The sequence below is a fragment of the Neisseria sp. genome, assembly GCF_030523955.1.
GTDB lineage: Bacteria > Pseudomonadota > Gammaproteobacteria > Burkholderiales > Neisseriaceae > Neisseria.
On the sequence record NZ_JAUNHL010000044.1, the window covers coordinates 1 to 23,644 of the forward strand.

The 23,644-nt window shown below is 50.0% G+C and carries 23 protein-coding genes and 2 tRNA genes; 16 read left to right on the plus strand and 9 right to left on the minus strand.

The features are described from left to right. Positions 1 to 339: 339 nt before the first annotated feature. Both Q4C79_RS09560 and Q4C79_RS09565 read left to right on the plus strand, forming a co-directional pair. Positions 340 to 1,779, plus strand: a complete 1,440-nt coding sequence (locus tag Q4C79_RS09560) for a calcium-binding protein (RefSeq protein WP_303090793.1) — start codon at positions 340 to 342, stop codon at positions 1,777 to 1,779. A gap of 264 nt (positions 1,780 to 2,043) precedes the next feature. Next, on the plus strand, positions 2,044 to 3,354 hold the full coding sequence (locus tag Q4C79_RS09565) for a calcium-binding protein (protein ID WP_303090794.1): 1,311 nt from the start codon (positions 2,044 to 2,046) through the stop codon (positions 3,352 to 3,354). 94 nt (positions 3,355 to 3,448) lie between these two features. Here Q4C79_RS09565 and mpl read toward each other — a convergent pair whose 3' ends face one another. The 7 genes from mpl to rpe all read right to left on the minus strand — a co-directional run bounded on the left by mpl (position 3,449) and on the right by rpe (position 11,731). Continuing rightward, positions 3,449 to 4,831 carry a UDP-N-acetylmuramate:L-alanyl-gamma-D-glutamyl-meso-diaminopimelate ligase gene (gene mpl, locus Q4C79_RS09570; RefSeq protein WP_303090812.1) on the minus strand — a complete coding sequence of 461 codons (1,383 nt, stop codon included), beginning with the start codon at positions 4,829 to 4,831 and terminating at the stop codon, positions 3,449 to 3,451. Between the two features lie 946 nt (positions 4,832 to 5,777). Next, positions 5,778 to 7,469 (minus strand): glutamine--tRNA ligase/YqeY domain fusion protein, encoded by a 1,692-nt coding sequence (locus Q4C79_RS09575; protein WP_303090795.1) that lies wholly within the window; start codon positions 7,467 to 7,469, stop codon positions 5,778 to 5,780. A gap of 153 nt (positions 7,470 to 7,622) precedes the next feature. After that, complete coding sequence (gene ung, locus Q4C79_RS09580) at positions 7,623 to 8,282, minus strand: uracil-DNA glycosylase (RefSeq protein WP_303090796.1); 660 nt, start codon at positions 8,280 to 8,282, stop codon at positions 7,623 to 7,625. Between the two features lie 289 nt (positions 8,283 to 8,571). Then, positions 8,572 to 9,321: an amino acid ABC transporter ATP-binding protein gene (locus Q4C79_RS09585; RefSeq protein WP_303090797.1), complete on the minus strand. Its 750-nt coding sequence runs from the start codon at positions 9,319 to 9,321 to the stop codon at positions 8,572 to 8,574. 12 nt (positions 9,322 to 9,333) lie between these two features. Continuing rightward, positions 9,334 to 10,050 carry an amino acid ABC transporter permease gene (locus tag Q4C79_RS09590; protein ID WP_303090798.1) on the minus strand — a complete coding sequence of 239 codons (717 nt, stop codon included), beginning with the start codon at positions 10,048 to 10,050 and terminating at the stop codon, positions 9,334 to 9,336. Continuing rightward, positions 10,040 to 10,885 (minus strand): amino acid ABC transporter substrate-binding protein, encoded by an 846-nt coding sequence (locus Q4C79_RS09595; RefSeq protein ID WP_303090799.1) that lies wholly within the window; start codon positions 10,883 to 10,885, stop codon positions 10,040 to 10,042. Before Q4C79_RS09595 ends, Q4C79_RS09590 begins: the two co-directional genes overlap by 11 nt. A 156-nt stretch (positions 10,886 to 11,041) precedes the next feature. Then, positions 11,042 to 11,731 carry a ribulose-phosphate 3-epimerase gene (gene rpe / locus Q4C79_RS09600; protein ID WP_303090800.1) on the minus strand — a complete coding sequence of 230 codons (690 nt, stop codon included), beginning with the start codon at positions 11,729 to 11,731 and terminating at the stop codon, positions 11,042 to 11,044. Positions 11,732 to 12,065: 334 nt separating this feature from the next. On the opposite strand from rpe, the gene Q4C79_RS09605 reads away from it, so the two are divergent. After that, positions 12,066 to 12,488, plus strand: coding sequence for a Spy/CpxP family protein refolding chaperone (locus Q4C79_RS09605; protein ID WP_303090801.1), 423 nt, complete (start codon positions 12,066 to 12,068; stop codon positions 12,486 to 12,488). Positions 12,489 to 12,668: 180 nt separating this feature from the next. Here the strand turns inward: Q4C79_RS09605 and Q4C79_RS09610 are convergent, their stop codons facing one another. Both Q4C79_RS09610 and tgt read right to left on the minus strand, forming a co-directional pair. Continuing rightward, positions 12,669 to 13,361, minus strand: a complete 693-nt coding sequence (locus Q4C79_RS09610) for a TIGR02117 family protein (protein ID WP_303090802.1) — start codon at positions 13,359 to 13,361, stop codon at positions 12,669 to 12,671. Between the two features lie 29 nt (positions 13,362 to 13,390). Next, entirely contained in the window at positions 13,391 to 14,506 is a 1,116-nt protein-coding gene (tgt, locus tag Q4C79_RS09615; RefSeq protein WP_303090813.1) for a tRNA guanosine(34) transglycosylase Tgt, read from the minus strand. A 127-nt stretch (positions 14,507 to 14,633) separates the two neighbouring features. On the opposite strand from tgt, the gene Q4C79_RS09620 reads away from it, so the two are divergent. The 13 genes from Q4C79_RS09620 to Q4C79_RS09680 all read left to right on the plus strand — a co-directional run bounded on the left by Q4C79_RS09620 (position 14,634) and on the right by Q4C79_RS09680 (position 23,494). Next, positions 14,634 to 14,710: transfer RNA gene (locus tag Q4C79_RS09620), tRNA-Val, on the plus strand. 59 nt (positions 14,711 to 14,769) lie between these two features. Continuing rightward, positions 14,770 to 16,683 (plus strand): threonine--tRNA ligase, encoded by a 1,914-nt coding sequence (gene thrS, locus Q4C79_RS09625; RefSeq protein WP_303090803.1) that lies wholly within the window; start codon positions 14,770 to 14,772, stop codon positions 16,681 to 16,683. Positions 16,684 to 16,710: 27 nt separating this feature from the next. Continuing rightward, positions 16,711 to 17,232: a translation initiation factor IF-3 gene (infC, locus tag Q4C79_RS09630; RefSeq protein ID WP_312267062.1), complete on the plus strand. Its 522-nt coding sequence runs from the start codon at positions 16,711 to 16,713 to the stop codon at positions 17,230 to 17,232. 138 nt (positions 17,233 to 17,370) lie between these two features. Continuing rightward, positions 17,371 to 17,568: a 50S ribosomal protein L35 gene (gene rpmI, locus Q4C79_RS09635; protein ID WP_002232040.1), complete on the plus strand. Its 198-nt coding sequence runs from the start codon at positions 17,371 to 17,373 to the stop codon at positions 17,566 to 17,568. Between the two features lie 12 nt (positions 17,569 to 17,580). Continuing rightward, positions 17,581 to 17,937: a 50S ribosomal protein L20 gene (rplT, locus tag Q4C79_RS09640; protein WP_303090804.1), complete on the plus strand. Its 357-nt coding sequence runs from the start codon at positions 17,581 to 17,583 to the stop codon at positions 17,935 to 17,937. Between the two features lie 242 nt (positions 17,938 to 18,179). After that, the gene (gene pheS, locus Q4C79_RS09645) at positions 18,180 to 19,169 is read left to right on the plus strand and encodes a phenylalanine--tRNA ligase subunit alpha (RefSeq protein ID WP_303090805.1); all 990 of its coding nucleotides are present in this window, start codon (positions 18,180 to 18,182) and stop codon (positions 19,167 to 19,169) included. Between the two features lie 85 nt (positions 19,170 to 19,254). Then, on the plus strand, positions 19,255 to 19,473 hold the full coding sequence (locus Q4C79_RS09650) for a hypothetical protein (RefSeq protein WP_303090806.1): 219 nt from the start codon (positions 19,255 to 19,257) through the stop codon (positions 19,471 to 19,473). 64 nt (positions 19,474 to 19,537) lie between these two features. Continuing rightward, a complete protein-coding gene (locus Q4C79_RS09655) occupies positions 19,538 to 19,951 on the plus strand; it encodes a nucleotidyltransferase substrate binding protein (RefSeq protein WP_303090807.1) in 414 nt (137 codons plus the stop codon). Between the two features lie 4 nt (positions 19,952 to 19,955). Next, positions 19,956 to 20,258, plus strand: a complete 303-nt coding sequence (locus tag Q4C79_RS09660; RefSeq protein WP_303090808.1) for a nucleotidyltransferase family protein — start codon at positions 19,956 to 19,958, stop codon at positions 20,256 to 20,258. Between the two features lie 71 nt (positions 20,259 to 20,329). Beyond that, positions 20,330 to 22,693, plus strand: coding sequence for a phenylalanine--tRNA ligase subunit beta (pheT, locus tag Q4C79_RS09665; RefSeq protein WP_303090809.1), 2,364 nt, complete (start codon positions 20,330 to 20,332; stop codon positions 22,691 to 22,693). Between the two features lie 78 nt (positions 22,694 to 22,771). Then, on the plus strand, positions 22,772 to 23,074 hold the full coding sequence (locus tag Q4C79_RS09670; RefSeq protein WP_303090810.1) for an integration host factor subunit alpha: 303 nt from the start codon (positions 22,772 to 22,774) through the stop codon (positions 23,072 to 23,074). Further along, entirely contained in the window at positions 23,058 to 23,384 is a 327-nt protein-coding gene (locus Q4C79_RS09675) for a hypothetical protein (protein ID WP_303090811.1), read from the plus strand. The genes Q4C79_RS09670 and Q4C79_RS09675 overlap by 17 nt, the downstream gene beginning before the upstream one ends. Positions 23,385 to 23,417: 33 nt before the next feature. Then, positions 23,418 to 23,494 (plus strand) — tRNA-Pro (locus tag Q4C79_RS09680). The last annotated feature ends 150 nt before the right edge of the window (positions 23,495 to 23,644 follow it).

Here is a 23,644-nt window from a genome sequence, read left to right on the forward strand (position 1 = left end):
TACGGCAAGGCGCAGCAACGCCGTAGCGAAAGTTAAGTTAATCTGCTATAGCGGATTTTTCCTAAAAATACCGCTTCACAAGCATTCTGACTGCACCCCCTAAGAGCCCAACTGTTTTAACAGATATATTTTATTGTTTTTCATACAGTTACAATAAAAGCAGGAATTTAAATCCCAAAGTTTACCAAGTGATTTTATCTTTAAATTTATTAACCTATGAATTTTTATAAACCGATTACTATAAACAATGTTTCTACTCTAGAAGTGCTGTTAAAATATCCCAAATGAATTAAATTAGCTTCCTGATTTTCTCAACCACTCAGTAAGGAGTGTATCAAAATGGCACTAAACAGAATCAACGGTACTTATAACAACGATATTATCAACGGTACTTATCTAGCCGACCAGATTTTCGGCTATGCCGGTAATGACACCATTAGCGGTAAACTCAATAATGATTTCCTCTATGGTGGCGATGGAGATGATCAACTCTACGGCAACGCAGGCGACGACAAAATCTACGGCGACCAAGGGGCGGACCATTTGAAAGGAGGTGAAGGCGATGACAGTTTGAACGGCGGTACCGGTAACGATTATCTGCGCGGCGACAGCGGAGATGATGTGATTAACGGCGATGCCGGTGACGACACCTTAGTCGGCAACAGCGGTAACGACATTCTCTTTGCCGATGATGGCAACGACACCGTTTACGCAGGTACCGGTGATGACCATATCCATGGCGGCAGCGGCAATGACTTTCTATACGGCCGCGAAAACGACGACACCATCATCGGCGATTACGGTGACGATTCGATTTACGGCGGCGGCGGTAACGATATTCTCTACGGCGGTGTTGGCAACGACACCGTTTACGCAAGTACCGGTGATGACCATATCCATGGCGGCAGCGGCAATGACTTTCTATACGGCGGCGAAAACGACGACATCATCATCGGCGATGACGATGACGATTCGATTTACGGCGGCGGCGGTAATGATATTCTCTACGGCGGTAATCCGGCACGCCCCGGATACTTATTCGACGGTAATAACAAAATCTACGGCGGCAGCGGTGACGATTACTTGAACGGCGGTTCCGGCGATGATTATTTGTCTGGCGGGCCGGATAACGACACTTTAATCGGCGGCAGAGGCAAGGACAGTTTATACGGCGGTAGCGGCAACGATGAACTCTCCGACAGCGAAGACGATAAAGAGGTAATTATAGATATCGGCCATGAAGACGGTTCTGCCCAATATGTCGGCAATGATATGATGAACGGCGGCGACGGCGACGACGTCATCTCCGGAAAATACGGTGCCAACACCATCATCGGCGGCAACGGCAACGATCTGATCCACATGGATTCCGAAGGCGGTTATTACTTCAAAATCATATTTGATCTGGACGAAGTTGTCGAAACCATATTCGACGAATCCAACACCATAACCGGCGGCGAAGGTGCCGACTTATTCCGCTTTGCCGATATTTATCAGGAAGATGCGCGAGACATCATTACCGATTTCACCCAAAACCTAGACCGCATCCAATTGGTAAGCGAAAATTATGCCGCCCTAGGCGACAGCGTCGAAGCAGATGAATTTGGTTTCGGCAGCACGGCAACCACCATCAACCAGCATCTGCTATATAACAGTGCCGAAGGTAAACTCTATTACGATGCCGACGGCTCCGGCAGCCAAGCGGCGGTTGAGTTAGCAACTGTACTCAACACCGGCGTGCCCGTCAATTTGGATCACACGAGTTTCGAGATTGTTTAACCCTCGACAACCGTTCATTCCAAAGCACAAACCATGCCTGTCTGAAAACTTTCAGACAGGCATTCTTGCTTTTCCGTGCAAGCAAACCGTCACGATAATGCCGTAAGAACAATAATATCTAAACCATTAAATCCAAAACTTTTTTGAAACTTTCGCTATGAAATAAAGTCATTATTCTATATGATATATAAATAAAATATTTGATTGTTCAAGCGGCCTGATTTCCCGGCTATATTTACCACCCACCCAAAAGGAGTGATTAAAATGGCACTAAACAGAATCAACGGTACCTATAACAACGATATCATCAACGGCACTTATCTTGCCGATCAAATTTTCGGCTTTGCCGGCGATGACGTTATCAACGGCCATCTTGGTGATGACATTATTGTCAGCGACATTGGAAACAATAAAGTCTACGGCGGCGGCGGAAACGATATTATTTATGCCGGCACAGGACAAGATTATTTGGAAGGCGGTGACGGCGAAGACTTCATCCACACCGGCAGTGGTGACGACACCGTATCCGGCGGTGATCACAACGATGCGATTTATGCTGCTGCCGGTAACGATACGCTAAACGGTGATGCCGGTAACGATTATGTTTACGGAGCAAGCGGAAACGATGTGATTAACGGTGGAGACGGCGACGACATCTTAATCGGCGGTTCCGGCGACGATAGCATTTACGGAGGCGGCGGTAACGATAAGATCTATGGACAAGGCGGCAATGATATCCTAATGGGCAACCCGGGCAGCGACGAGCTTTACGGCGGTGCCGGTGACGATATTCTCTACGGTAGCGCCCCGGAAACCCCCGTATACATATACTATGATGGTAATGACAAGCTTTACGGTGACGCCGGTAATGATTATCTGAACGGCGGTTCCGGTCATGACTATTTGTCGGGCGGGCCGGATAACGATAACTTGATCGGCGGCAGACACAACGATAGCTTATATGGCGATGCCGGCAACGATGAACTCTCCGACGGCGAAGACGATAAAGAGGTCATCATAGATATCGGCCATGATGACGGTTCTGCCCAATATGTCGGCAATGATGTGATGAACGGCGGCGACGGCGACGACGTCATCTCCGGAAAATACGGTGCGAATACCATCATCGGCGGCAACGGCAACGATCTTATCCACATGGATTCCGAAGGCGGTTATTACTCCAGAATCATATTTGATATGGGTGAGTTTGTCGAAACCACCAGATTCGACGAATCCAACACCGTAACCGGCGGCGAAGGTGCCGATCTGTTCCGCTTCGCCAATATTTATCAGGAAGATGCGCGAGACATAATTACCGATTTCACTCAAAACCTCGACCGTATCCAATTGGTAAGCGAAAATTATGCCGCCCTAGGCGACAGCGTCGAAGCGGATGAATTTGCCGTCGGCAGCACGGCAACAACCGCCGATCAACATCTGCTGTACGATAGCGCCGACGGTAAACTTTATTACGATGCCGACGGCTCCGGCAGCCAAGAAGCAGTTCAGCTGGCAACCGTACTCAATGCCGGCGTACCCGCCAATCTGGATCACACCAGTTTTGAAATCGTCTGATTTGGCAATCAATTAATCAAAAGTTAAATCCATTATAAAAAATGCCTGTCTGAAAAGTTTCAGACAGGCATTTCGTTGTAATCCTTAGCCAATCTTATTTCAATTTATCCAGCAACTTATCGTGAATACCGCCAAAACCACCGTTGCTCATCACCAAAATATGATCGCCGCTTTGCGCCTGAGCGGTAATTTCCGCCACAAACGCATCAAAATCCTTGCTGACATACAACTTCTCACCCAAAGGCGCCAAAGCCTCGGCCACATCCCAATCTACCCCGCCGGCATAGCAAAATACCGCATCCGCTTCACTCAAACTATTGGGCAAGGCCGCTTTCATGGTACCCAGCTTCATGGTATTGGAACGCGGCTCCAACACCGCCAGAATACGCGCCGCGCCTACTTTCCGGCGCAAACCGGCTACCGTCGTAGCAATAGCAGTGGGATGATGGGCGAAATCATCGTACACGGTAATACCGTTTACCACACCTTTGGTTTCCATCCGGCGCTTCACGCTTTTGAACGCTCCCAAGGCTTCGCAAGCCGTTTGAACGTCGACACCGGCATGGCGGGCGGCGGCAATCACCGCCAACGCATTCATGCGGTTGTGCTCACCGATGATCTCCCACGAAACCCTGCCGACTTTCTCGCCGCCTAACAAAACATCGAACGAACCGTCGGCGCTCTCGTCGGCAGTCTGCCAACCGCTGTTGCCAACCCCTCCGAAAAATTCAACCGGCGTCCAGCAGCCTTTATCCAGCGTTTCGCGCAAACTTTCTTCGCCGCCGTTGCTGACAATCAGCCCTTGCGCCGGTACGGTACGCACCAGATGATGAAATTGCGTTTGTATGGCCGCCAAGTCCGGGAAGATATCGGCGTGGTCAAATTCCAGATTGTTCAGAATCACGGTACGAGGACGGTAATGAACAAATTTCGAGCGCTTGTCGAAAAACGCCGTATCATATTCATCCGCCTCAATCACGAAAAACGGCGACCGGCTTGCCGGATCCTGCCGCGGTGCCTGCGGCAAACGCGCGGATACGCTGAAATTTTGCGGCACGCCGCCGATTAGAAAACCCGGTGCCAAACCGGCGTATTCCAATACCCATGCCAGCATAGAAGCGGTGGTAGTTTTACCGTGCGTACCGGCCACGCCGAGCACCCAGCGTCCCTGCAACACGTTTTCCGCCAGCCATTGCGGGCCGGAGATATACGGCAGGCCGCGGTTTAAAATCGCTTCCACCACATCCATGCCCCGCTTGGCCACGTTGCCGATCACATAAACATCCGCCGCAAATTTATCCAGCTGTTCCGCATCGAAACCTTCGTGTACGCCTATGCCCAAAGCTTCAAGCTGAGTGCTCATCGGCGGATACATTTTTGCATCGCAGCCGGTAACTTCAAAACCTGCTTCCTTGGCAACCGCAGCCAAGCCGCCCATAAAAGTGCCGCCGATGCCGATAATGTGGATGTGTTTCATCATGAAAAAATCTTTTGCGAATAATAAAAAGATTAATTATAGCGGAAAACAGCCGCTCAAGCTGGCTTGGCAACAAATGAAAATGCCTGTCTGAAACAAGATTTTCAGACAGGATGGATGTTCGCAAGCCTTCTGACTACACTCCCTCATCGCCAGCCGGTTTGAACCGAAAATCAAAGTATAGTGAATTAAAATAAAATGTCCGGTATAGCGCGGACGTTTTCGTCCGCTTTTTATGTATGATTCTGGATATTTTGCGGACGGGGACGTTCGCGCTCCAATCTCGGAGTTTTATTTTAAATCCCCTATATTTTACGAACGGCTTATCGGCAAAGGAAAACCGTTCACAGTAGCCATTACTGCGTTTGTGCACAAACTATGGCGGATTAAATTACTTCGATACAAGAAGGCAACAAGCCGCAGACAGTACACACTACGTACGGAACCGATTCTGTTGCCGCTTTAGCGGCTTACAAAATCGTTCTCTTTGAGCTAAGGCGCAGCAACGCCTTCGCGAAAGTTAAGTTAATCCACTATACTGAGGATACTGAATGCGCGTGTACGCGACTACCTTCAGTCAAGACGGGCTGCAAGCCGCTTGATTGCCCGTGTTTGATGTTGCTGACTGACGAGTCGATAACACAGTTGCTAGTGTCAATTGTCGACAGACCCTAGGGATCTGTCGACAATTAACCGGCGAAGCGGTTTTTTGAGGCAAAAACCGCGTATGCAAGGCAAAAAGCACAGCAAGATTGAACATCTTGCGAGCATTTTAGCTTCGCAAGTCCGCTACGCTACCTAACGCCGCAGACGGGGTATTTGGACCAAAAATACCGCCGTTGCGTTAATTGTCGGCAGCCCCTAGTCCCTTAAAAAAACAAGAATGCCTGTCTGAAAGCATGTTTCAGACAGGCATTCTTGTTCAGATTGTTAACCGAACAAGTACTTATTCTTTATTTTGCCAGGTATCTTTCAAACCGACGGTACGGTTAAATACCGGTGCATCGGGGGTATGGTCGTAACGGTCGGTAACGAAGTAACCCAAGCGCTCGAACTGGTAACGGCTCTCTGGCGGCAACGAATTGGCCAACGGCTCTACCCATGCGCCGGTTTCGGTCATCGAATCGGGATTGAGGAAATCGGTGAACGGCAGGTAGTTGCCGTCTTCGCCTCGCACCGCATCGGGCCGCGCTTCGGTAAACAAGCGGTCGTACAGCCGCACGGTGGCGGGTACGGCGTGTTCGGCCGACAGCCAATGGATAACGCCTTTAACCTTGCGCCCTTCCGGTTTTTTGCCCAAGGTTTCGTGGTCGATACTGCATTTGAGCGCCACTACTCGACCAGCAGCGTTTTTCACGACTTCTTCGCATTTGATCACGTAGCTGTAACGCAGGCGCACTTCCCCGCCGGGCACCAGTCGTTGCCAGCCTTTGGGCGGATCTTCGCTGAAATCGTCGGCTTCGATGTAAATGGTTTTCGACAGCGGCAGTTCGCGCTCGCCCATTTCCGGATGGTTGGGATGGTAAGGTGCGCTGCGGTTCTGACTGACGGCGGCATCATAATTAACCAACTCGACTTTGAGCGGGTTGAGCACCGCAATCATGCGCGGGGCGCTCTCTTCCAACTCTTCGCGCACTGCGCCTTCCAATACGCTCATGTCGACGGTGTTTTCCGACTTGGAGATGCCCACCCGTTTGGCGAACAGGCGCAGTCCTTCTGGGGTATAGCCGCGGCGGCGCATGCCGGAAATGGTGGGCATACGCGGATCGTCCCAACCGGAAACATGGCCTTCGGTAACCAATTGGTTGAGCTTGCGTTTGGAGGTAATGGAATACAGCAGCTCCAGCCGTGAAAACTCGTATTGGCGGGGGCGCACGGCGCTGGGCGCAGGAATGTTGTCGAGCACCCAGTCGTATAGCGGACGGTGCGCTTCGAATTCCAGCGTACACAACGAATGGGTGATGCCTTCGATGGCATCGGAAATGGCGTGAGTGTAGTCGTACATCGGATAGATACACCACTTGTCGCCGGTGTTGTGGTGGTGTACACGGCGGATGCGGTAAATCACCGGATCGCGAAGGTTGATGTTGCCGGAAGCCATATCGATTTTCAGGCGCAGGGTTTTGCTGCCGTCGGGGAACTCCCCGGATTTCATGCGCATGAAAAGATCAAGGTTCTCTTCGATGCTGCGTTCGCGGTAAGGGCTGTTTTTGCCAGGTTCGGTGAGTGTGCCGCGGTATTCGCGGATTTCTTCGGCGGTAAGGTCGTCTACATAGGCTTTGCCGTCTTTAATCAGGCCGACGGCATATTCGAACAGTTTGTCGAAATAATCGGAGGCATAATGCGGCTGGCCCGCCCACTGAAAACCCAGCCAGCGTACGTCTTCTTCAATCGCGCGCACATACTCTTCGTTTTCTTTTTCCGGATTGGTATCGTCAAAACGCAGATTGCACTGGCCATCGTAAATATAGGCCAACCCGAAGTTCAGACAGATCGATTTGGCATGACCGATGTGCAGGTAACCGTTGGGCTCCGGCGGGAAGCGGGTATGTACGAAGCTGTGTTTGCCGCCGGCCAGATCTTCATCAATGATATTGCGGATAAAATGATTGTCGGCGAATTGTTCTTTATTCATCATGGGAAGGATTCCAATGTTTTTCAGACAGGCATGTTTCTCTTTTGCAGATAATGCCTGTCTGAAAAAATTTAAAGTGTCGGCGTAAATGTACTGCCCTGTTTGAGGGGATTTATTGTACCTGATTTTGCGGCTGGCGTGTTTTGGGAAACCGGGCTAAAGCTGCCAATCGATTGCGCTTTGCCCTTGTGCTTTCAAATAGGCATTGGTTTGCGAAAACGGCTTGCTGCCGAAAAAGCCGCGATGTGCAGATAAAGGCGACGGATGCGGTGCAGATAATACCAGATGACGGTTGCGGTCGATAAACGCACCTTTTTTTTGGGCATGGCTACCCCATAGAATGAATACCAAGCCTTCGCGCTCTTGCGCCAGCTGGCGGATGACACAGTCGGTGAACCGTTCCCAGCCGAACGTTGCATGAGAATGAGCTTGACCGGCGCGCACCGTCAACACGGTGTTCAGCAGCAACACGCCCTGCTCTGCCCAAGGTTGCAAACAACCGTGCTGCGGTATGACGAAACCTTCGATGTCGGCCGCCAGCTCTTTGTAGATATTTTGCAGCGATGGCGGAATATGGATACCGGGCCGAACTGAAAAAGCCAAGCCGTGTGCCTGACCCGCGCCGTGATAAGGATCCTGCCCCAGAATCACGACTTTTACCGCACCAAATTCGGTGGCTTTGAAGGCGTTGAATACATCGGCAGCCGGCGGGTAAATGGTCTGCCCTTCCTGCCGTTCTGCCTTTACGCGCGCCAGAATTTGTTGGAAATAAGCTTGCTGTTTTTCGTCGCCGATGGCTTGGCTCCAGGTCTGCATGATCGGTATCCGTTTGGTTGTGATGGCATGGTTATTTCGCGGCTACGTGATGCCGCCGGTGTGAATGTTGGTTTATCGGGCTGGATCCGAGCCTCTTAATCTTATCGTAAACCAAGATACCCGGTGCAAGCCCGAGTATGAGGCTCATTCTTTTTATATTCATTGAAATGCCTGTCTGAAAACTTTTTCAGACAGGCATGATACTGCCGGAGACTGTTTCCATGCAATCTTCGCTAATCAACTGAACAGTTTATTATCCTATTCGGGATAACGGAAGAGCCGGTAATTTTCAAACGGAACGTATCTGTTGCAGGAAGCTTCGGGTACGTTCATGCTGCGGCTGGCGGAACAATTGCTCCGGCAGGCCTTGCTCCACAATTACGCCACCGTCCATCACCACCACTTTATCGGCGACTTCCATCGCGAATTTGATTTCATGGGTTACTACTACCATCGTCCAACCGTCGGCGGCCAACTCCTTCATGATGTTGAGCACTTCCTGAACCAATTCCGGATCCAGTGCGGAAGTCGGCTCGTCGAACAGCATCAGATCAGGGGCCAGCGCCAATGCTCGGGCAATGCCTACCCGTTGTTGCTGCCCGCCGGAAAGCTGGTGGGGATAGAGATCGGCCTTATCCGATAATCCTACTTTGTTTAACAAGGCCAGCGCCGCTTCTTTGGCCTGCTGCGGTTTTTTCTGCTGTACCACCAACAAGCCTTCCATGACATTTTCCAAGGCCGTTTTGTGCGGAAACAGATTGTACTGCTGGAAAACCATACCCGATTTACGGCGCAAGGCTAAAATCGTTTTTTTATCCGGATGCTTGGCGAAATCAACGGTTAACGGCGATGCACCATCAAACCGGATAACGCCGGCTTCCGGCATTTCCAATGCGTTCAAGCAACGCAGGAAAGTGGTTTTTCCCGAGCCGGAAGGCCCTAAAATTACCACTACCTGTCCTTTTTCCACATCCAAATCGATGCCGCGCAAAATGGCATTGTTGCCGAAAGTTTTGCGGATATCCCGGATTTTAATCATTGCGCTTCTCCATTATTTGGCCACATAACGGTCGAGGCGTTGCTCGATCCGAGCCTGCAGGAAAAACAGCACCCAGCAGAAACACCAATAAACCAATCCGGCCAAAATATAAACCGGTAGGAAATCATAAGCGCTGTTGGCCACTTGCTGCGCGACACGGAAAAGCTCGGTTACCGTTACCACCGAAGCGAGCGAAGTGTCTTTAAACAAACCGATAAAGGTGTTGCTCAACGGCGGTACCGATACACGGAATGCCTGCGGTGCGATGATCCGACGAAAGGTTTGCAGATAGGTCATGCCAATAGAATAACCGGCCTCCCACTGGCCTTTGGGTACCGAAAGAATGGCTGCGCGGATGGTTTCCGAAGCGTAAGCGCCGATATTGAGCGAGAAACCGATAATCGCCGCCGGAATCGGGTCTATGAAAATACCGACTGCCGGCAAGCCGTAAAACACAATTGAAATCTGAACCAGCATCGGCGTGCCGCGAATCACCGAAATATAAATTTTCGAGATACGCAGCGCGATACGGTGCAGCCAGCCGCCGACCGGTGTCACCCGCAGCAGTGCCACCAATACGGCAATCACCATGCCGCAGATAAATGATGCCACCGCCAGTGGTACCGATACCAGAAAACCGGCCTTCACCATCGGCCAAAACGCGCTGATCACCAGATCAGCGCGCGCTTCGCTCATAAATGGCAACGAGGCCAGCAGATTATTTAACACTTACGTCGGTACCGAAAAATTCTTCGCCCAGCTTTTTCAGCGTACCGTCTTTGCGCAACTCTTCGACGGCGGTGCTGATTTTGGCCAATGCTTCGTCATTGCCTTTATTAACAATGAAACCTGAGCCCAATTTTTCTTCGGCTCCTGCCTGCCAAGCGGTTTTCAGGCCTGAATTCGGATTTTTCTTCAGGTAGTCTAAAAATGCCAGCGAATCATTCAGCGTCAGTTCGGCTCGTTTTTGCTGTACCAGCGTCAAGGCCTGGGCCATACCGTCAACCGGTACAATCTCCGCGCCCGCTTTAGTCGCCATTTCTCCGTAGTTGCTGCTCAGGGTTTGCGCTGCTTTACGGCCTTTGATGTCGGCCAGCGTTTTGATGCCGCTTTCATCTTGACGTACCAACATCATCGGGCCGGAATAGCTGTAATCGGCCGATTTATCAAATGTGGCGCGGCGCTCGGGCGTGGTCAGGCTCACTTGGTTGGCCACCAAGTCGAAACGACCTGATTTGAGGCCGGATAACATGGCGTCCCATTGGGTTTCTTTAAACTCGACTTGTACCCCCAATTTTTGCGCGACAGCACGGGTAACTTCCACATCATAACCGGTCAGCTTGCCGGCGCCATCATGGTAGGTAAACGGTGCGTAAGTGCCTTCCGTGCCAACAGTAATGGTGCCTTTGTTATTAATCCGCTCCAAAAGCGAACCGCTAACCGCTTGTGCGGGCGCACTGCCGGAAGCGGCGCCCGAAGCAGTCTGCGCTTTTTGTTCGGCTTGTTGGCCGCAAGCAGCCAGCACTAAAGCGGCAGCCGCAGCAAGGGTGATTTTTTTCAACATAGTATGAAAATTTCCTGAATAAAGGCGGAATAATCCGCAAACGTAACGAATGGTAAAGAAAATTATCTAAAAAACCAAATTAATTTCATTTATGCGGTCGATATTGTCATGCATATAAGGATAAGGAGAACTGTCTGGCATCGGACAGTTTTATTTTTATGGCGTAGCGCCAGCACTTTTAGCCAATTCGCTGCGCATCTGATCAATTACCGCCTTGTAATCCGGTTGTCCGAAAATAGCGGATCCGGCCACAAAAGTATCCGCTCCGGCTGCCGCTACCGCCGCAATGTTGTCGATTTTGATTCCGCCATCCACTTCCAGAGCAATCCTGCGCCCGCTTTGCTGTTGATAGCGATCAAGCAAAACACGGGTCTGGCGCAGTTTTTGCAATGTATGCGGAATGAAGGTCTGCCCGCCAAAACCCGGGTTAACCGACATCAGCAACACCATATCCAAGCGATCCAATACGTTTTCCAACAGCTGAACCGGCGTGGCAGGGTTTAGCACCAAACCGGCCTGACATCCAGAATCTTTAATCAAAGCCAAACTACGATCAATATGGCGGCTGGCCTCGGGATGAAACGTGATAATGTCTGCACCTGATTTTGCAAAAGACTGAATCAAATCATCAACCGGCTCAACCATCAGATGCACATCCATCGGCACCGTGGCATAAGGTTTCACAGCCGCGCAAATCATCGGCCCGAAAGTCAGGTTGGGCACATAATGATTGTCCATCACGTCAAAATGGATTAAATCGGCTCCTGCTTGAATTACAGAACTGACTTCTTCGCCTAAACGAGCAAAATCCGCCGAAAGGATACTGGGGGCGATACGAAAAACCATGACACTCTGCCTCAGGGAGAAAATAGATTATTATTATAGTGGAAAAACCAAGTCGAACCATGGAAATCTGTTTTGCTATATAAAATGGATTTGCCTAAATCTCACACCCCCGTATTACTTTGTTCAGGCGATTGAAAAAAGGTTTATTAGCCGCTAAAGCTGGAGAAAATAATGGATGAATCAAACCAAATGCTTAAAAATTAAACACTTTTCGGAATGTTTTACCCAAGTTTACCCCGAAAAAACGACCATTCACTGTCAATTCCGTTATATTCGGCAAACAAAAAACTAGTTCCGTCTTACTTGTATAAACTAAGTTTAAATATTTGCAGAAATGAATTTAAAACCCCAGCATTTATTCAAAAGCCTGATATTGATGTGCATCAGCTGTTGGTCTGTGCCGACTTTGGCTGCCACGACGACGCAGCCCTTGGGCGTACAGCCCAATTGTGATTTCCGCATTTTGGCACTGAGCGAGCAGCAGAAACAACAATGGAAGCGTATTCGTATGGAACACCGCCAAGCTTACGAACGTGCCCACTCTTCCCGTCAAAAAGTAAACCAAATCAGGCGCCAAAGGGTTGTTGAAATTTTGACTTCTTCTTCATTCAACGACAATAACGCTCGGCGTTATGTGCAAGAAATCTACGACCCTGCAGTTGATTTAGCCGTATTGGATTTATCGGTGCAATACCGTTTATTTCATGTTTTAACTCCGCGCCAACAAGTTGTTTGGCTATCCAACTGTGTACGTTGATCAATCCAGAAAATGCCTGTCTGAAAAAAGCTTTTAGTTTTTCAGACAGGCATTTTCATATCCCTCTCACTTTTAGCAGATTTAATTAATTTTCGATACAAGGCAGCAAGCCGCAGACAGTACAAGTAGTGCGGCAAGGCGCAGCAACGCCGTAGCGAAAGTTAAGTTAATCTGCTATATCTACCGCATAGCAGGTTGCATCAATGAATAATGCAGGAAAATACCCTGTTCGCTTACCGTCCAAACCGCCGCATCTGCGTCCATAACTTTCAATGCTCTATTCGCCCAAGTATTACATGTATTCAACAAGTGATAATGGCCCACTGCTTCGTAAAACGCATCGTTTTGGCCGTATACACTATCTGTCGGAATCCAGACCGTGTGCCCCTTGCTCCATTGCAAGGAAGCACGAATATAACGGATAAGCGAGCGATATTGTTCGCGGCTTACCGCTAATTCTGCGCAACGATTACAATCTTTCATATCAGCATAATAAGTAACATGAACGGCAGAGCTGCTGAGACCGAATGCTGCTTTTATTGCTGTTTTCACCGTTAAATCCGCCCAAGTCGGCGTGTTCAAATAGAAATTTTTATCACCCCAGCCAATTGCCAACCATCGTTCCGTTTGACCGTTACGGGTATGTCTGCCAGGGAAGACAGCCAACCAATCGTACTCAGCGTTTTGGGTAGGTACTACAATATCCGTATGCACACCATTGGAGCGCAAATCAAGCGTAACTTCCTGCTTGCCATACGCCTGAGTGCCGCCGGTTTTGAGATAAGGTAACAAAAACACCGCCGCCACATAGCAGATAAGCACCATCGCCAAGCCTATCGTACCGCGCAATAAACAGCTTAATGTTTTAGTCATCGGCAAGCCCTTCAAAGACCAACCTGTTATTAATCCGTACCGCGCGCCCTGTTGGCATGAAATTGTGCCTGCCAGTCGGCAAACTTACCCTGCTCTATGGCATCACTTATTTCCGCCATTATCACTTGGTAAAAATGCAGATTATGGATGGTATTTAACTGCGCCCCTAGGATTTCGCCGGCTTTGTGCAAATGATAAAGATAAGCGCGGCTGAAATTTTGGCAGGTATAACATGTACAACTTTCGTCCAACGGGCGCGTGTCGAGTTTGTGTTTGGCATTTTTGATTTTGATGTCTCCAAAACGGGTAAACAGCCAGCCGTTGCGTGCATTGCGGGTCGGCATCACGCAATCGAACATATCCACTCCATGTGCTACGCCATATACCAAATCTTCCGGCGTACCCACCCCCATCAGATAATGCGGTTTGTACTCCGGCAGCATCGGCCCCACCGCGCGCAACATACGGTACATTTCAGGCTTAGGTTCGCCTACCGATAATCCGCCGATGGCCAACCCCGGAAAATCAAACTGCTCCAAGCCCTTTAGCGATTCTTCGCGCAAGTCTTCATACATCGCACCTTGTACAATGCCAAACAGAGCATTCGGATTGTTCAAATCCTCAAATGCCTTTTTCGAGCGTTCCGCCCAGCGCAACGACATTTGCAAAGACTGGCGTGCTTGTTCATGACTGGCCTCGCCCGGCGTACATTCGTCAAGCTGCATCACAATATCCGAATTCAGCACCGTTTGAATTTTCATCGAGATTTCCGGCGACAAAAACAGTTTGTCACCATTAATCGGGCTCTTAAAAGTACAGCCTTCTTCGGTAAGCTGGCGCATATCCGATAGTGAAAACACCTGAAAACCGCCGGAATCAGTAAGTATCGGTTTGTCCCAACCGATAAACTGGTGCAGGCCGCCGAACTGCTCAATCACCTCCAAGCCAGGCCGCAGCCACAAATGATAAGTATTGCCCAAAATAATCTGCGCATGAATATCGTGCAGATTCTGCGGCGTCATCGCCTTCACCGAACCGTAAGTTCCTACCGGCATAAACACCGGCGTTTCGATTTTCCCGTGGTTGAGTTCCAAAGTGCCGCGGCGGGCATAGCCGTCTTTTTTGAGCAAAGTAAATTTCAACATAATCATCAATACAGCAATCAAATCAGAATCCGTGATTATAGCCGAATTTTTGCAACAAGCAGCCTATTATCCGGGCAGACATATTGCATTTTCAGACAGGCATGGCGTACAATAGATCGCTGATTACAGGCACGTAGCTCAGTTGGTTAGAGCACCACCTTGACATGGTGGGGGTCGTTGGTTCGAATCCGATCGTGCCTACCAGTTTTTACTTAACCGCCCCTTAATCGGGCGGTCTATATTTTGGCCTTTTTGGAGCATTTATGTTGAATATTACTTTACCCGACGGATCAGTCCGCCAATTTGAAGCCCCTGTATCGGTTTCCGATGTAGCTGCTTCAATCGGCACTGGCCTAGCCAAAGCTGCACTGGCCGGTAAAGTAAATGGCAAATTGGTCGACACCGCTTATCGCATCGAACAAGACGCCAATCTGGCCATCATCACCTCCAAAGATGAAGAAGGTCTTGATATCATCCGTCACTCCACCGCCCACCTGATGGCTTACGCGGTACAGGAATTATTTCCCGATGCACAAGTCACCATCGGCCCCACCATCGAAGACGGCTTCTATTACGACTTTGCCTATAAGCGCCCGTTTACCCCCGAAGATTTGGCCGCCATTGAAAAGAAAATGGAAGAACTGGTCAAGCAAGATATTCCGGTCGAGCGTTACGAATTGCCTCGCGATGAAGCCATTGCTTATTTCAAAAGCATAGGTGAAGACTACAAAGCCGAAATCATCGAAAGTATCCCGCAAGGTGAAGTATTGTCACTCTACCGCGAAGGCAAGTTTACCGATCTTTGCCGCGGTCCACACGTCCCTTCTACCGGCAAACTAAAAATCTTCAAGCTGATGAAAGTAGCCGGCGCCTACTGGCGCGGCGACAGCAACAACGAAATGCTGCAACGCATTTACGGTACCGCATGGGCTAATAAAGATGACTTAAAAGCATACCTCACCCGTCTGGAAGAAGCCGAAAAACGTGATCACCGCCGTTTGGGCAAACAACTGGATTTATTCCACTTGCAAGAAGAAGCACCCGGTATGGTTTTCTGGCATCCACGCGGTTGGGCTCTGTGGCAAACCATCGAACAACACATGCGCCGTGAATTGAACGCTGCCGGCTATAAAGAAGTGAAAACCCCCCAGATTATGGATAAAACTTTCTGGGAAAAATCCGGTCACTGGCAAAACTATCAGGACAATATGTTCCTCACTTCGTCGGAAAAACGCGAATACGCTGTCAAACCGATGAATTGTCCCGGCCACGTACAAATCTTCAACCACGGCTTGCGTTCCTATCGAGACTTGCCGATGCGCTTGGCTGAATTCGGTTCTTGCCACCGAAACGAACCTTCCGGCGCACTGCACGGCCTCATGCGCGTACGCGGTTTTGTACAAGACGATGCCCATATTTTCTGTACCGAAGACCAGATCGTCGATGAGTCACGCGCTTTCAACGAATTGCTGATGCGAATCTACCGCCAATTCGGTTTTAACGACGTATCAGTGAAGTTATCGCTTCGTCCCGAAAAACGCGCCGGCAGTGACGAAATTTGGGATAAAGCCGAAAACGGCCTACGCCAAGCCCTTACCGCCTGCGGAGTCAGCTGGGAAGAATTGCCGGGTGAAGGTGCTTTCTACGGCCCCAAAATCGAATATCATATTAAAGATGCCATCGGTCGCTCTTGGCAATGCGGCACCCTACAACTGGACTTTGTATTGCCTGAACGCCTCGATGCCGAATACGTTACCGAAAACAATGACCGCGCCCGCCCGGTAATGCTGCACCGCGCCATTCTCGGCTCATTAGAGCGCTTTATCGGTATCCTGATTGAAAACCACGCAGGCTCCTTTCCTTTGTGGCTGGCTCCGGTACAAATGGTTGTCATGAATATTACCGAAAAGCAGGCGGATTATTGCTACAACGTCGTCGAAAGATTACGCGACGAAGGTTTCCGGGTAGAATTAGACCTGCGCAATGAAAAAATTGGCTACAAAATCCGAGACAATAGCCAATATCGTTATCCCTACCAAATCGTAGTAGGTGAAAACGAAAAAGAAAACAATCAAGTAGCAGTGCGCCGCAAGGCTGAAGATTTGGGCGCAATGGGCGTAGAAGATTTCATCGCCCACCTGAAACAGGAAATTGCCCTATCCATTACTGCCGAATAACTTCCCTTTAAAATACTAAGGAGTAACATCATCGCACAAGAACGCGAAGCACGAATCAACGGTGAAATCACCGTTAAAGAAGTGCGTTTAATCAGTAACACCGGCGAGCAACTCGGTGTGGTATCGATCAAAGAAGCCTTGGCTTTGGCCGAAGAACAAGACGTAGATTTGGTAGAAATCTCCCCCACTGCCAAACCGCCCGTCTGCAAACTGATGGACTTTGGCAAATATAAGTATGAGCAGTCGAAAAAGCGCGACGAAGCCAAGAAAAAGCAAAAACAGGTACAAATCAAGGAAATCAAATTCCGCCCCGGTACCGATGAAGGCGACTACCAAATCAAGATGCGCAATATCAACCGCTTCCTGGCCGACGGCGACAAAGTAAAAGTAACCTTGCGTTTTCGCGGTCGTGAAATGGCGCACCAACAATTAGGCGCCCAACTCTTGGAGCGCGTGAAAGAAGACCTGCTCGAAGTAGGCACCGTAGAATCTTTCCCTAAAATGGAAGGTCGCCAGATGGTTATGATGATTGCGCCGAAGAAAAAATAAGAGTATAATTTCTCGTTTAGCCCGTTCGCCGTACGGGCTAAATTAATGTATTACGGCAAAAACCGTGGTATTCGGGTTTCAAGTATTTTGAACAGCAAAATCCCCTTATACCTTATCTAATAAATATGGAGTTCTCCCATGCCAAAAATGAAAACCAAGTCGAGCGCGAAAAAACGCTTCAAAGTACTGGGTAACGGTGGTGTGAAACGCGCCCATGCGTTCAAACGTCACATCCTGACCAAGAAAACCACTAAAAACAAACGCCAACTGCGCGGCACCTCAATGGTCAATGATCGCGATTTGGCTTCTGTTGCCAAAATGTTACCCTACGCTTAAGGAGTATAAAATATGCCACGCGTAAAACGCGGTGTAACCGCACGTGCCCGTCACAAAAAAGTATTAGCGTTAGCCAAAGGCTACCGTGGTCGTCGCAAAAACGTCTATCGTGTTGCCAAACAGGCGGTGATGAAAGCCGGTCAATATGCTTATCGTGACCGTCGCCAACGCAAACGCCAGTTCCGCCAATTATGGATCGTGCGTATTAACGCAGGTGCCCGCCAACACGGCTTGTCTTACAGCAAATTCATGAACGGCCTGAAACGCGCCGCAATTGAGATCGACCGCAAAGTATTGGCCGATCTGGCTGTATTCGATAAAGCCGCTTTCGCCCAACTGGTTGAGAAAGCAAAAGCCGCACTGGCTTAATCCGAACACGGAATATTCAAAAGGAAACCTCAGGTTTCCTTTTTTATTTTCAGACAGGCATTCAAAAAAAGCAGCACAGCTCTGTTTTTAAAAGCCTATTTACGATACAATAAGCAGTTTTTTCAGACAGGCATGATGATTTAACTCCGGTTTAGGTTCTTCCTTTTTCTGCTCACAATCAGAACCAAGCGCTGCCTCGCTGCCCGTCTCTTTAATCCACTCTCATAACCTTGAAATAATTCATGCAAAACGTAGATCAAATTGCCGCCGCCGGCATTGCCGCTGTAGAATCTGCCGCCGACTTTAACACGTTAGAACTCATTAAAGCTCAATACATGGGCAAAACCGGCGAATTGAACGCCCTGCTGAAACAGCTCGGCAGCCTGCCGCCCGAAGAAAAGAAAACCGTTGGCGCGCACATCAACGAATGCAAAAACCGTTTTCAGACGGCCTATAACGAAAAACGCGATGCGCTTAACGCCGCCAAACTGCAAGCGCAGCTGGCCGCCGAGGCACTCGACGTTACTCTGCCCGGCCGCGGTCAGCAAAGCGGCGGCCTGCACCCGGTTACCCTGACCCTGCAACGCGTGGTCGAACTCTTTCACGGCATGGGTTTCGACGTGGCCGACGGCCCCGAAATCGAAGACGATTTCCACAACTTCCAAGCGCTCAATATCCCGCAAAACCACCCCGCGCGCGCCATGCAGGACACCTTTTATGTGGAAAACGGCGATGTGCTGCGCACCCACACCTCGCCGATTCAGATCCGCTATATGCTGGACAAGAAGAACCCGCCCATCCGCATCATCGCCCCCGGCCGCGTGTACCGCGTCGATTCCGACGCCACCCACTCGCCGATGTTCCACCAGGCCGAAGGCTTGTGGGTGGAAGAAGGCGTCACCATGGCCGACTTGAAAGCCGTGTTCACCGATTTTATCCGCCGCTTTTTCGAGCGCGACGATTTGCAGGTGCGCTTCCGCCCCTCGTTTTTCCCGTTTACCGAACCTTCCGCCGAAATCGACATCATGGGCGACAATGGGCGGTGGCTGGAAGTGGGCGGCTGCGGCATGGTGCACCCCAATGTGTTGAACAACGTGAATATCGATCCTGAACGCTACACCGGCTTCGCCTTCGGCATCGGTCTGGATCGCTTCGCCATGCTGCGCTATGGTGTGAATGACTTGCGTCTGTTTTTTGATAACGATTTGAATTTTTTGAAACAATTCCGATAAGCTCTTGATGAGGCAAGCTTGGTGGTGGCCGTTTGCGGCGATGATGATTTGTGTTGCATTATTTGGCTATTGCAACCATCAAGCCATGCAACTGGCTGATTTGAAAACAGGAAACGGCGATATCGAAGCGGCTTTAAACTGGAGTCGATATGCGGTTTGGTTTGTTGGGCTGGGTGCAGTTTTCGGTTTGTTGGCCTGCTGTTTGCAACCATATTGCAGGCGTTGGGAAAAATTGGCTCTGATTGTTTGCTTTATTTGCATTTACGGCATATTTTTTATTGTATCGGCAGGCTTGCTGATTTAGCCTTTATCAATACAAAAATGTGAATAAAAGCTGTTTCAGACGGCCTGCCTATCAAGGTTAAACAATGATGGATAAACTGAACATTCAACCCTTAAGCAACGCCGTGATGCGTTTGCAGGAAGGCTGGCAGCGTTACCTGCAAGACATCAGCGACACCCAAATCCGCGACGGCCTGATACAGCGGTTTGAGTTTACCTACGAAATCAGCCACAAAACATTGAAACGTTATCTGGAATATGCTTCTGCCAATCCTGCCGAGATTGATTTGATGACGTTTCAAGACCTGATCCGCACCGCCAACGAACAAGGTTTGCTGCTTGGCGATTGGTCGGACTGGAGGCAATACCGCGATATGCGCAGCCGCACCAGCCACACTTACGACGAGGCGATTGCCTTGACAGTGGTGCAAGGCATAGAAAAATTTTTGGCCGAAGCGGTATTTTTGCAAAATACATTGCAAGAAAAACTGGCGGAGTAAGCCGATGAAAGGTTTGGACGTTGCGCCCGAGCATTTGCACATCATCATGCGGATTCTGCAAAAATATGTTCCGCAATATGCGGTTTGGGCGTTCGGCTCGCGGGTGAAAGGTACGGCCAAACCTTATTCCGATTTGGATTTGGCGGTAATCACCACGGAGAAGGCCTTACCCTTATCCGTACACGCCGCTTTGGCCGAAGCCTTTTCCGAATCCGACTTGCCGTGGAAAGTGGATATTGTTGACTGGCAGCTGGCCAGCCCCGACTTCCGCCGGATAGTCGAATCCCATTATATTGTTTTGAAATAACTATTTTCCGGCACAGGCCGTCTGAAATTTGAAATAACCGGTTTGAATATTATTATCACAAGAGACACCTCATGCAATTTTCCTACAACTGGCTGAAAACCCAAGCCGATGCCCATCTTTCCGCCGACGAATTCGCCCATCTGCTCACCATGTCTGGCCTTGAAGTCGAAGAAGCCGACAAAGCCGCGCCCGAGTTTAGCGGCGTGGTGGTGGCCGAAGTGAAATCGGTGGAAAAACATCCCGATGCCGACCGCCTGAACATCACCCAAGTCGATGCCGGCACCGGCGGGCTGATTCAAATCGTTTGCGGTGCACCGAATGTGCGCGCCGGCATCAAAGTACCGTGTGCCTTGCCGGGCGCGGTGTTGCCGGGCAATTTCAAAATCAAGCCTACCAAAATGCGCGGGCAGGTTTCCAACGGCATGCTGTGTTCCACCAACGAATTGGGCCTACCCGACGACGGTGTGGACGGCCTGCACATTCTGCCCGCCGATGCGCCCGTCGGCCAAAATCTGCGCAACTATCTGGATTTGGACGACACCGTTTTCACCCTGAAAATCACCCCCAACCGCACCGATTGCTTAAGCATCAAAGGTTTGGCGCGCGAAGTGGCGGCCTTGACCCAATGCGCCCACACACCGGCGGCGGTTCAGACGGCCGCCGTGCAAAGCAGCAAAATCCAGCCGGTGCGCATCGATGCGCCTGCCGATTGCGGCCGCTTTTTAAGCCGCGTGATTGAAAACGTGAACGCCGAAGCACCCACGCCCGATTGGTTGAAACAGCGTTTGGCGCGCAGCGGCATCCGCAGCATTTCGGCGCTGGTTGATATCGGCAACTATGTGATGCTGGAGCTTGGCCAGCCGATGCACGTGTTTGATGCCGACAAACTTTCCGGCAACATTATCGTGCGCCGCGCCGCAGAAGGCGAAACGCTGGAATGTTTAAATGAAAAAACCGTATGCCTGTCTGAAAACACTTTGGTGATTGCCGACGAACAAGGCGCATTGAGCATGGCCGGCATCATGGGCGGTGCCGCGAGCGCGGTTTCAGACGGCACCAAAAACATCGTGCTGGAGGCGGCTTGGTTCGCGCCGGCAACCATCGCCGGCAAATCGCGCCAATACGGCTTCGGCTCCGATTCGTCTTTCCGCTTCGAGCGCGGCGTGGACTTTGAATTGCAGCGCGACGCCATCGAGCGCGCCAGCGAATTGGTGTTGCAGATTTGCGGCGGCACTGCGGGCGAAATAACAGAAGCCGTGGGCAAGCTGCCCGAACGCAAAACCGTAGCCGTGCGCACGGCGCGGGTAGAAAAACTGTTGGGCGTGGCGGTGGACGAAGCGCGCATCGAAAGCATTTTGGCTGTGCTGGGCCTGCAACCGAAAAAAGTTTCAGACGGCCTGCAAACCATTTCGCCGAGCTTCCGTTACGACATCGAAATCGAAGCCGATTTAATCGAAGAAATCGCCCGCGTTTACGGCTATGAAAACATTCCCGACGATGCCACTTCAGGCCGTCTGAAAATGTTGGCGTTGCCCGAAACCCGCCGCAACCGCTTCGCCGTTTACAACCAAATGGCCGCGCGCGGCTATCAGGAAGTGGTGAGCTATGCCTTTGTTGACGAGCAATGGGAGCGCGACTTCGCCGCCAACGAAAATTCCATCCGCCTGCAAAACCCGCTGGCGGCGCAATACAGCGTGATGCGCTCTACCCTGATCGGCGGCTTGGTGGAAATCCTGCAAAACAACCTCAACCGCAAACAAAACCGCGTGCGCGTGTTTGAAATCGCCCGCGTGTTCAGCAAAGATTCAGACGGTCGTTTCGTGCAAAACGAGCGCATCGGCGGCTTGGTTTACGGCTCCGCCGATCCCGAACAATGGGGCGAGAAAACCCGCACGGCCGATTTTTACGATGTGAAAGGTGATGTCGAAGACCTGCTGGGCGGCAAAAACGTGTCGTTCGTGAAGGCCGAACATCCCGCGCTGCACCCCGGCCGTACCGCCGAAATCGTGATGGACGGCCATACCGTCGGCTTTATCGGCGAGCTGCATCCGCAATGGCTGCAAAAATACGACCTGCCGCAAGCCGCGCTGGTGTTTGAAATCGACATGGCCGCCGTGCTCGGCAAAGAAAAAACCGTTTACCGCCCCGTGTCCAAATTCCAGCCCGTGCGCCGTGATTTGGCGTTTGTGTTGCCGGAGAATGTATCGCACGATGCTTTAATCGACGCACTCAAAGGTGTAAAAGATAAGTTGATTCAAAGCATCAGTGTGTTTGACGTCTACCGCGGTACCGGTTTACCCGAAGGCATGAAAAGTATGGCCGTGAAAGTGATTTTGCAGGATATGGAAGCCACGCTGACCGATGAAATACTGGAAGCCAGCATCTCGCATCTGGTGGCCGCAGCTGCTACAGTTAATGCCAAGCTGCGTGTATAATTTTCAGATATTCACTTGATTTTTAAACATGAATTAGTGATAATTCCGTCTCAATCAGAATTTTAAGGTAATCTAAAAATGACTTTAACCAAAGCAGAATTGGCCGATATTTTGGTCGATAAAGTGAGCAACGTCAGCAAGAACGACGCTAAAGAAATTGTCGAGCTCTTTTTTGAAGAAATCCGCACTACTTTGGAGCGAGGGGAAGAAATTAAAATCTCAGGTTTCGGCAATTTCCAATTGCGCGACAAACCGCAACGCCCTGGCCGTAATCCGAAAACCGGCGAAGAAGTGCCGATTTCCGCCCGTCGTGTGGTCACTTTCCACGCCAGCCAAAAATTAAAAGGCATGGTAGAACATTACTATGACAAACAACGTTAATTCATTACCGCCGCTACCGGCAAAACGCTATTTCACTTTGAATGAAGTATGTGAACTGGTGCAAATCAGTCCTGCTCAATTCGCAGAATGGCAAAATGCCAACGGCACCGTAATCGGTTATGGTGGAGAGTTTTATACCCGTCGCGACGTAGTAAAACTGCGCCAAGTAAAAGGAACATTTGCGCCTTTTATTGATGAGTTTAATCATAATGCCTTAGATAATGCAGGTAACCCCGCAGCCGATGCGGAAGAAATCCGTAACGGTTTGCAAAATATGTTAACAGACATTGAAAAAACGCTTGCCAGATAACGTAGCTTTGAATATAATTTTCGTCTCTTGAGTCGGAGTGTGGCGCAGTCTGGTAGCGCACTTGCATGGGGTGCAAGGGGTCGAAGGTTCGAATCCTTTCACTCCGACCAAAATCTAATTAAAAAATCAGTCGGTAACTTATAACCGGCTGATTTTTTTATGCATTCCCAATCATTACCTTAAACGCATGAAAACATATAGTGGATTTATAGTGAGTTAAAATAAGAATTCCAAACTTTACTCCCCCCCCCTTACCAGCA

Bases quoted from the DNA above. Each gene is read 5' to 3' on its own strand.
- thrS (WP_303090803.1), top strand. From the start codon at position 14,770: ATGTTGAATATTACTTTACCCGACGGATCAGTCCGCCAATTTGAAGCC.
- Q4C79_RS09575 (WP_303090795.1), bottom strand. From the start codon at position 7,469: ATGATGAATAAAGAACAATTCGCCGACAATCATTTTATCCGCAATATC.
- rpe (WP_303090800.1), bottom strand. From the start codon at position 11,731: ATGGTTTTTCGTATCGCCCCCAGTATCCTTTCGGCGGATTTTGCTCGT.
- rpmI (WP_002232040.1), top strand. From the start codon at position 17,371: ATGCCAAAAATGAAAACCAAGTCGAGCGCGAAAAAACGCTTCAAAGTA.
- Q4C79_RS09560 (WP_303090793.1), top strand. From the start codon at position 340: ATGGCACTAAACAGAATCAACGGTACTTATAACAACGATATTATCAAC.
- Q4C79_RS09605 (WP_303090801.1), top strand. From the start codon at position 12,066: ATGAATTTAAAACCCCAGCATTTATTCAAAAGCCTGATATTGATGTGC.
- Q4C79_RS09660 (WP_303090808.1), top strand. From the start codon at position 19,956: ATGAAAGGTTTGGACGTTGCGCCCGAGCATTTGCACATCATCATGCGG.
- Q4C79_RS09565 (WP_303090794.1), top strand. From the start codon at position 2,044: ATGGCACTAAACAGAATCAACGGTACCTATAACAACGATATCATCAAC.
- pheT (WP_303090809.1), top strand. From the start codon at position 20,330: ATGCAATTTTCCTACAACTGGCTGAAAACCCAAGCCGATGCCCATCTT.
- ung (WP_303090796.1), bottom strand. From the start codon at position 8,282: ATGCAGACCTGGAGCCAAGCCATCGGCGACGAAAAACAGCAAGCTTAT.
- Q4C79_RS09595 (WP_303090799.1), bottom strand. From the start codon at position 10,885: ATGTTGAAAAAAATCACCCTTGCTGCGGCTGCCGCTTTAGTGCTGGCT.
- Q4C79_RS09650 (WP_303090806.1), top strand. From the start codon at position 19,255: ATGCAACTGGCTGATTTGAAAACAGGAAACGGCGATATCGAAGCGGCT.
- Q4C79_RS09675 (WP_303090811.1), top strand. From the start codon at position 23,058: ATGACAAACAACGTTAATTCATTACCGCCGCTACCGGCAAAACGCTAT.
- Q4C79_RS09670 (WP_303090810.1), top strand. From the start codon at position 22,772: ATGACTTTAACCAAAGCAGAATTGGCCGATATTTTGGTCGATAAAGTG.
- Q4C79_RS09655 (WP_303090807.1), top strand. From the start codon at position 19,538: ATGATGGATAAACTGAACATTCAACCCTTAAGCAACGCCGTGATGCGT.
- rplT (WP_303090804.1), top strand. From the start codon at position 17,581: ATGCCACGCGTAAAACGCGGTGTAACCGCACGTGCCCGTCACAAAAAA.
- tgt (WP_303090813.1), bottom strand. From the start codon at position 14,506: ATGTTGAAATTTACTTTGCTCAAAAAAGACGGCTATGCCCGCCGCGGC.
- pheS (WP_303090805.1), top strand. From the start codon at position 18,180: ATGCAAAACGTAGATCAAATTGCCGCCGCCGGCATTGCCGCTGTAGAA.
- Q4C79_RS09585 (WP_303090797.1), bottom strand. From the start codon at position 9,321: ATGATTAAAATCCGGGATATCCGCAAAACTTTCGGCAACAATGCCATT.
- Q4C79_RS09610 (WP_303090802.1), bottom strand. From the start codon at position 13,361: ATGACTAAAACATTAAGCTGTTTATTGCGCGGTACGATAGGCTTGGCG.
- mpl (WP_303090812.1), bottom strand. From the start codon at position 4,831: ATGAAACACATCCACATTATCGGCATCGGCGGCACTTTTATGGGCGGC.